Origin of the sequence: Streptococcus sp. DD04, from assembly GCF_001578725.1 — a bacterium.
Lineage (GTDB): Bacteria > Bacillota > Bacilli > Lactobacillales > Streptococcaceae > Streptococcus > Streptococcus sinensis.
The window spans coordinates 280,896-289,065 of record NZ_KQ968978.1 but is presented as its reverse complement, the minus strand read 5'-3'; the positions used below and the strand labels follow the sequence as shown (position 1 = coordinate 289,065).

Genomic DNA, 8,170 nt, shown 5'->3' with positions numbered 1-8,170 from the left:
GTATAGTTTATGGATGTTTAACGCAAACTAGAAAGTATCTTTGAAGATTAACTCGCAATCAAGTATTCTGCTACTGTTTAAAAGGTTCTCTGAATCTTTTAAACACTTTGATTAGGCAAAGATTTATCCACAATTTAAAAAGAGTCTAACGTCTCTTTTTAACCAACTGATCCTTCCATTTCATAGCTGATCAGGCGGTTGAGCTCAACAGCATATTCCATGGGCAGTTCTTTAGTGAAAGGCTCGACAAAGCCCATGACAATCATTTCGGTTGCTTCGGATTCGGACAAGCCACGGCTCATGAGATAGTAGAGCTGCTCTTCAGAAATCTTAGAAACTTTAGCTTCATGTTCCAAAGCCACCTGCGAGTTATGAATTTCATTGAATGGAATGGTGTCTGAAGCAGACAAGTCATCCATGATAATGGTATCACACTCGATATGGCTGACAGATTTCTTAGAATTCCGAGCAAAGGTCACTTGGCCACGGTAGTCTACTTTACCTCCGCCCTTGGCAATGGACTTAGACACAATAGACGAGCTGGTGTGTGGTGCATTGTGAATCATCTTAGCGCCTGTATCCTGATGCTGGCCTGCATTGGCAAAGGCAATGGAAAGCATGGTCCCACGCGCCCCAGATCCGTCCAGATAAACAGATGGATACTTCATGGTTGTTTTGGCACCCAAGTTTCCATCAATCCACTCAACAGTCGCATCTTTCATAGCCCGAGCTCGTTTGGTTACAAGGTTATAAACGTTATCAGACCAGTTTTGAATAGTCGTATAACGCATATAGGCGCCGTCAAGAGCAAAGATTTCGACAATAGCCGCATGCAAGCTGTTACTTGAATAAGTCGGAGCTGTACATCCTTCTACGTAGTGGACACTTGCTCCCTCGTCAACGATAATCAAAGTCCGCTCAAACTGACCTGTGTTTTCATTGTTGATACGAAAGTAGGTCTGGAGCGGAATATCAACCTTGACACCTTTTGGTACATAGATAAAGGTACCACCAGACCAAACCGCTGAATTAAGGGCTGCCAACTTATTATCTGTCGGAGGAACCAGCTTAGCAAAATACTGTTTAAACAAATCTGGGTATTCCTTGAGAGCTGAGTCGGTATCCGTAAAGACAATGCCTAGCTTTTGGAACTCTTCCTTCATATTGTGATAAACTACTTCTGATTCATATTGGGCAGCTGCCCCAGCGAGGTAAGCCCGCTCGGCTTCTGGAATCCCAATCCGCTCAAAAGTTTCCTTGATCTTCTCAGGTACATCATCCCAGCTTCTAGCCGGCTTATCAGAAGCCTTTTGGTAATAAATCAAGTCGTCGAAATTAATCTCTGACAGATCCGGCCCCCAGGTCTGCATAGGCATCTTCTTGAATACTTCATAGGATTTGAGGCGGAAATCCAGCATCCATTCTGGTTCATCCTTGGCTGCTGAAAGCTCATGAATGACCGCTTCATTCAGCCCTTTCCCTGTCGAGAGAACAGGTTCAACATCGTCATGGAAACCAAACTTGTACTCACCGAGATCAATCGGTTTTGGTTCTACTCTTTCTTCTGACATAATTTCCTTTCACGTTCTTACTTTTTATCTTCTTCAATCGCTCGCTTGAGGGCATTCCAACCTAAGGCCGCACACTTAATTCGCTGCGGGAATTTGGCAACGCCTGCTAAAAAGGCTCCATCTCCCAATTCTTTCTGGCGACTATCTTCTTGGCCCTGAACCATCTGCGAGAAGACCTCTGCTAATTCCAGTGCCTGCTCTTTTGTCTTTCCCAAAACTGCATCCGTCATCATGCTAGCCGAAGCCGTTGAGATGGTACAGCCAGAATTAACAAAGGCAATATCCTCAATCTGATCCTCAGCATTAAACTTCACTGACAGGCTGATAACATCGCCACAGGTCGGATTATTGAGGACTACCTGCTCCACATCTTCCAATTTCCCATGATGATGGGGGTGAGCCGAATGGTCGGTCACGACTGCCTTGTAAAGACTGTCTAACTTAGAAAGCGCCATTGAAAAACTCCTTTGTCTTTTCTAAAGCATCTACCAGCTTGTCACAATCTGCATAGGTGTTATAGATATAAAAGCTGGCCCGCACAGTCGCTGGCACCTGCAGATAGGTGAGCAAAGGCTGGGCACAATGGTGACCCGCCCGAACAGCTACTCCTTCGTAGTCCAGAGCCGTCGCGACATCATGCGGATGGAGACCATCCAGATTAAAGGCAATCACGCCTGAGCGCTGGGCCAAATCCTGAGAGCCATAAATCGTCAACCCTTCTACTGCCTGCAGCTTAGGAAATACGTAGGCAATCAGGTCCTGCTCATGCTGAGCAATGGCATCCATACCCAAGTCTTCCAAATAATCAATGGCCGCCGCAAGACCGATTGCTCCAGCCATATTCGGAGTACCGGCCTCAAACTTCCAAGGCAGCTCCTTCCAAGTCGCTTCCTGCTCATAGACAAAATCAATCATTTCGCCGCCAAACTCGACTGGCGACATCTGCTCTAGCAGCTCTTCCTTGCCATAGAGAACCCCGATACCAGTCGGACCTGCCATCTTATGTCCCGAAAAGGCGAAGAAGTCCACATCCAAATCCTGTACATCAATCTTCATGTGCGGAATGGATTGAGCCCCATCCACCACCAAAAGCGCTCCTTGCTGATGAACCAGCTGAGCAATTTCCTTGATAGGATTGATGACACCGAGGACATTGGAAGCATGAGCCAGAGAGACAAACTTGGTCCGCTCATTGAGCTTGGCACGGAAATCCCCCATATCCAGAGCACCATCTTTGAGATAGACATAGACTAACTTAGCTCCGGTCTTCCTACAAGCTTCCTGCCATGGAATAACATTGGAGTGGTGCTCCATGATGGAAACCAACACTTCATCACCAGGCTGCAGCCTTTCAGCCGCAAACTGAGCCACCCAATTGAGACTCGTCGTGGTGCCTCGTGTAAAGAGAATTTCTCTGCTAGAAGCCGCGTGGATAAAAGAGCGAACTCTTTCTCTGGCTGCTTCATAGGCTGCTGTTGCGCGCTCGGCCAGCGTGTGTACTCCGCGGTGGACATTAGCATTGTCTCTAAGATAGTAGTCTTCGATAGCCGCCAACACCTGCTTGGGTTTCTGAGTTGTCGCCGCATTGTCCAAATAAACCAAAGGCTCATCATTGACAATTTGGTCCAAAATGGGAAAATCTTGCTTGATTGCTTCTGCATTAAATCCGGACATGAAGACTCCTATCTAACTTATACGGGACAAGGCCCAGCTTTTTATCTTTTTGCGAGAATAATATCAATATTTTCAATCATTTCATCGCGGACTTCTTTGACAGGGATTTCTACAATCACTGAGCCTAAGAAGCCACGCACGACCAAGCGTTCAGCCGTCGCCTTATCTAGACCCCGACTCATGAGGTAGTACATATCCTCTGGATCCACCTGACCGATAGAAGCCGCGTGACCCGCTGTCACATCGTTCTCATCAATCAAGAGAATCGGGTTAGCATCTGAGCGCGCTTGGTCAGACAGCATGAGAACCCGGCTTTCCTGCTGGGCATCTGCTCCCTTAGCTCCTTTGATAATATGACCGATACCATTGAAGGTCAAGGTCCCTTTTTCTAGAATAACCCCGTGCTGCAGGATATTTCCGATAGAGTTGCAGCCATAGTTAGTCACTCGGGTGTCAATTCCCTGAACCTGCTTACCGCTTGAGAGAGCCACCACTTTCATATCCGCATGGCTGCCCTTGCCATAGAGGTCGCTGTCAAAGTCAGCCACCACATTACCTTCGTTCATAACGCCGATAGCCCAGTCAATCATGGCATCATTGTCTAGCTTGCCACGACGGCTGATATAAGCTGTTACATTTTCGCCCAAGCGGTCAATGGCTGAAAACTTAATCTGAGCTCCAGCTTGGGCAATGACTTCAACAGTGATATTAGCTGTTGTCGGAACAGTCCCTTGACCGTAAGTCTCCAAGCGTTCCAAGTAGTTAACCTTTGAGTGCTTGCCTGCGATAATCAAAATATGCTTGTTAAAAGGAACATCGCTCTCGCTGTCCTGATAAAAAATCCCTTCAATCGGCTGGTCGATCTCAACATTATCCGGCACATAAAGTACTGCGCCGCTGTTGAAATAAGCCATGTGATAAGCTGCCAATTTGTCCTCGTCGTACTTGACTGCGGACATGAAATGCTGCTCCACCAGCTGTGGAATCTCCTCCAAAGCAGAGTGGAAATCGGTAAAAACCACGCCTTGCTCTGCCAAGTCGGCTGGAAGCTGCTCAAGGACAGTTTGGGTTCCCATTTGGATAAACTTGAGATTGTCTCCGAGAGCCGTAAAATCAGGCACACTGGTCAAAGGCTCACTATCAGAAATCCGTCCGTCTCCCAGATTCCAGCGGTGAAATTTAACCCGCTCAATAACTGGCAAGTCCAGCTGGTCCATCTTGTCAAAAGCCTGCTGACGGAGATTAGCCAACCATTCTGGTTCTGCGTGAAGTTGTGAAAATTCGTGAATCAATTCTTTCGTCATGTCATTCTCCTATCTTTTATCAAAGTCAAAAGAATGTTTGACTAAGCTTCTTCCTTGTAATTGAAGCCCAACTCTTCAGCCAACTTAGCATAGCCTTCTTTCTCCAAGCGGATTGCCAATTCTGGACCGCCAGAAAGAACGACTTTGCCATCCATCATGACATGAACCACATCTGGAGTGATGTAGTTGAGCAAGCGTTGATAGTGGGTGATAATCATTGCACCGAAACCTTCACCGCGCATAGCGTTGACCCCTTTAGAAACGACCTTAAGCGCATCGATATCCAGACCTGAGTCAATCTCATCTAAGAGCGCAAAAGTCGGCTCTAGCATGAGCAACTGCAGGATTTCGTTGCGTTTTTTCTCACCACCTGAGAAGCCTTCATTGAGGTAGCGCTCAGCCATTTCTTCTTTCATGTTGAGCAGTTCCATTTTTTCATCTAGTTTCGTGATGAAATCGCGGACAGAGATTTTTTCTTCGTCTTCCTTGCCCGCATTCATAGCCGCCCTCAAGAATTCGGCATTAGTAATACCAGGAATTTCACTAGGGTACTGCATAGCCAGGAAGAGCCCCATGCGAGCCCGCTCGTCTACTTCCAACTCTAAGATATTGACCCCATCAAAAAGCACCTCTCCTTGAGTCACTTCGTAGTTAGGATTGCCCATGATAGCTGCAGACAAGGTAGACTTCCCTGTTCCATTTGGTCCCATGATAGCTGCGACTTCTCCTGTTTTCAGCGTCAAATTGACTCCCTTAAGAATTTTTTTCCCTTCAATTTCAACATGAAGATCTTTGATTTCCAATACAGACATGTTTGTTTTCCTTTCCTTGTTCATACTTTTTGAAGACCAGCTGTTCAATACTTTCTTTCAGATATTTGATTTTCCAACTCCAAATTTCATCAGAAAAGCTAATTTTCGGCATTTTTTAAGATGAAGATCCTCAACACTGATTTTCATTAAGCATGCTGTTTTATACTCTTTTTAGTATACCAAAAAAAAGCCTAAAAGGCTTTTATTTTGTTTAGAGCAGCTCTTATTGGCGATGTTTTTCCTGCCACTTGCGACGAACCTCTTCACGGTAGGAAGAATTACCTATAAAACGCATAATGTTTAGGAGAGGAGTACGGTTTGGCCCTAAAACACCAACCAATTCTGCCAGCAATTCTACACCCCAAAACAAGCCCAGTATGAGTAAAACTCCACCAATACGGCTCGATACATTGAGCAAGAGAGAAATCATAGCGAAAATCATTGAAATGCCATAAATGACTAAAACAGTTCCTCTATGGGTCAAGCCTAGCGATAAAAGTCTGTGATGAAGGTGATGCTTATCCGGAGTATAAAACTTTTGTCCCGATAGAGTTCGGCGAATGATCGCTAAAAAAGTATCGGTAATCGGCACTCCTAAAATAATCATAGGAGTCACTACCGCAACAGCCGTCGCATTTTTTAGCCCTTGTAAGGACAAGACAGCTATCATGAATCCTACAAAAAGGGCACCCGTATCACCTAAGTAAATAATAGCTGGGTGGTAGTTGTAAGGAAAGAATCCAGCGATAGACATCACCAAAACAAAAATTGTCAAAGTTAGAAAGAGATGGTGCCCAGGAAGAAAGAAATAGGAAACAATTCCCATGGTCACCAAAGAAATGATGGAAACTCCGCTGACTAAACCATCCAAACCATCAATCAGATTGACTGCATTGGTAATGGAAATAATCCAAATCACTGTCAAAATATAAGACAACCAAGGAGCAAAATGAAGGAAAGGTCCTCCAAAAGGAATCTTGAAATCATCCAAGCGAAAATCTGTCAGGAACCATATTAAACTAGCCGCTAAAACAATACCACTCATTTTTAGGGCTGGAGATAGCTCTCTAACATCATCAATCAAGCCCGTAGCAGCAATAATCAGTCCGCCTAAAACAACCGGCCAAACATATTCAAGGTAACTTTGTGCCAAAAGCTGAACTTGAACAATCTGAGGCATAAAAACAAGGGTGGAGACAGTAAAAGCAATAACGATGGCTAGGCCGCCACTACTAGGCATGGGTTTTTTATTGATCCGCCGAGCATTTGGATAATCCACCGCTCCTATCTTGAAGGCTAACAGCCGAACTAACGGAGTCAGAATGACTCCAATAAAGAAAGTTCCCAGCAAAACCAAAATAAACTTTAAGGGGAAAGTAATCATATGCATTCAACCTTTTGCAGACTGGAAACCGCATCTGTCACTAATAACAGATAGCCATGCTCTTGCAAGACCGCACGCGTGATAGCTGAGTCTTCCGCAAATTCACGCATCTTGGCCAAAAGCCAAGCTGGATAGCGCTCTGGGAAACCTTCCACATCTACCAAAATCGTTAAATAGTATGCTGAATCATATTTATACAATTCTGAGAGGTCTATTTGATAATCCACTGTTTTAGCAAAAGAGACCGCACTGTTTAAATCCGCAAAACGCAAGATGTAGTAGATATACCGGTCAGTATTTTCAGGTTGAGATTCCTCCCTTACATCGTCAGAAACCGTCTCCTGCTCAGTCTCTACAGCCTCCAAGGATTTAATCGCTTCTAAGTCTTCCTTACTCTTATCAAAAATGCTTTTTTCTAAGGTCTTTAAAAATTCATCCGGAGACATCTGGGATAATTCCGCCATGTCAGGCAAATCGGTCAAGTCTTCAAAATTCAAGTTTTTATCCAATTTAGACTTGGTGACAAAAACATCTACCTTATCTGGCTTAGGCGTCACCCGAAAACTCAACATACCACTGTCAAGGAAACTTTCAGGCATTTCTAGCTCATCTAAGATGGTATAGAAAAATTCCTCTGTTTTTTCTTGAGGGACTAGAAAATCCGCCATCTCCATACCACGTTCTTCTAAGTCTTCTAATTGGATGGTAATTTTAATCGTCGAATCACTAATCTGTTTCATTTCCATGTCGCTACCTCATACTTTCATAGTCTTTCTATTATACTAAAATTTCGCACTTATTTCAAAAAATAGCTAGCAAACTTAATAAAGAAAAGGTCGGGAAATATCCCAACCCATGATTATCCAATAATCGCCTTGATAAGAGCATAAACTATCAACAAAGCTCCTAATCCAATCCGATATTTACCAAAAATAGTAAAATCATGCTTCTTGACATAGTCTGTCAGAAAACGAATCACGACTAAACTGACTCCGAAAGCCACCCCCATCGCTACTAGCAAAAGGAAAAACTGATCCCAGCCTAAAGCATTACCCTTGATGATGAATTTAAGGATTTTCAGACCGCTGGCGCCAAACATAATCGGAATTCCCAGATAGAAGGTAAACTCTGTCACAACGGGCCGGCTGACACCATTTAAAAGACCGCCGACAATCGTCGCACCTGAGCGGCTTGTCCCTGGAAAGAGGGATAAAACTTGGAAAAGGCCGATATAAAGGGCTGTTTGATAGGGAAGCTTACTCAACTCTGTTACAGTCGGTGCCTCTTGCTCCCGCCGCTCCAGATAGATAAAGGCTGCTCCATAGACAATCAGCATAATCGCAACGGATACTAGATTATAAAAATGCGCTTCAAACCAATCATCTAAGAAAAGGCCAATAAAAGCTGCAGGGAAAGCTGCTACCA

The 8,170-nt window shown here is 44.5% G+C and carries 8 protein-coding genes; all 8 read right to left on the bottom strand.

Annotation, left to right across the window (positions count from 1 at the left end):
- Positions 1-158 precede the first annotated feature (158 nt).
- Positions 159-1,571 (bottom strand): Fe-S cluster assembly protein SufB, encoded by a 1,413-nt coding sequence (gene sufB / locus STRDD04_RS06400; RefSeq protein WP_062200399.1) that lies wholly within the window; start codon positions 1,569-1,571, stop codon positions 159-161.
- A gap of 17 nt (positions 1,572-1,588) precedes the next feature.
- Complete coding sequence (gene sufU / locus STRDD04_RS06395) at positions 1,589-2,026, bottom strand: Fe-S cluster assembly sulfur transfer protein SufU (RefSeq protein WP_062200397.1); 438 nt, start codon at positions 2,024-2,026, stop codon at positions 1,589-1,591.
- The gene (locus STRDD04_RS06390) at positions 2,013-3,245 is read right to left on the bottom strand and encodes a cysteine desulfurase (RefSeq protein WP_062200394.1); all 1,233 of its coding nucleotides are present in this window, start codon (positions 3,243-3,245) and stop codon (positions 2,013-2,015) included. Before STRDD04_RS06390 ends, sufU begins: the two co-directional genes overlap by 14 nt.
- Before the next feature lie 41 nt (positions 3,246-3,286).
- Positions 3,287-4,549 (bottom strand): Fe-S cluster assembly protein SufD, encoded by a 1,263-nt coding sequence (sufD, locus tag STRDD04_RS06385; RefSeq protein ID WP_062200391.1) that lies wholly within the window; start codon positions 4,547-4,549, stop codon positions 3,287-3,289.
- A gap of 41 nt (positions 4,550-4,590) precedes the next feature.
- Positions 4,591-5,361 (bottom strand): Fe-S cluster assembly ATPase SufC, encoded by a 771-nt coding sequence (gene sufC / locus STRDD04_RS06380; RefSeq protein WP_062200388.1) that lies wholly within the window; start codon positions 5,359-5,361, stop codon positions 4,591-4,593.
- Between the two features lie 223 nt (positions 5,362-5,584).
- Entirely contained in the window at positions 5,585-6,751 is a 1,167-nt protein-coding gene (locus STRDD04_RS06375; RefSeq protein WP_062200385.1) for a glycosyltransferase family 4 protein, read from the bottom strand.
- Positions 6,742-7,491, bottom strand: a complete 750-nt coding sequence (mecA, locus tag STRDD04_RS06370) for an adaptor protein MecA (RefSeq protein ID WP_062200382.1) — start codon at positions 7,489-7,491, stop codon at positions 6,742-6,744. Before mecA ends, STRDD04_RS06375 begins: the two co-directional genes overlap by 10 nt.
- A 113-nt stretch (positions 7,492-7,604) precedes the next feature.
- The coding region (locus tag STRDD04_RS11475) for an undecaprenyl-diphosphate phosphatase (protein ID WP_231853901.1) at positions 7,605-8,170 on the bottom strand (566 nt) is incomplete at its 5' end.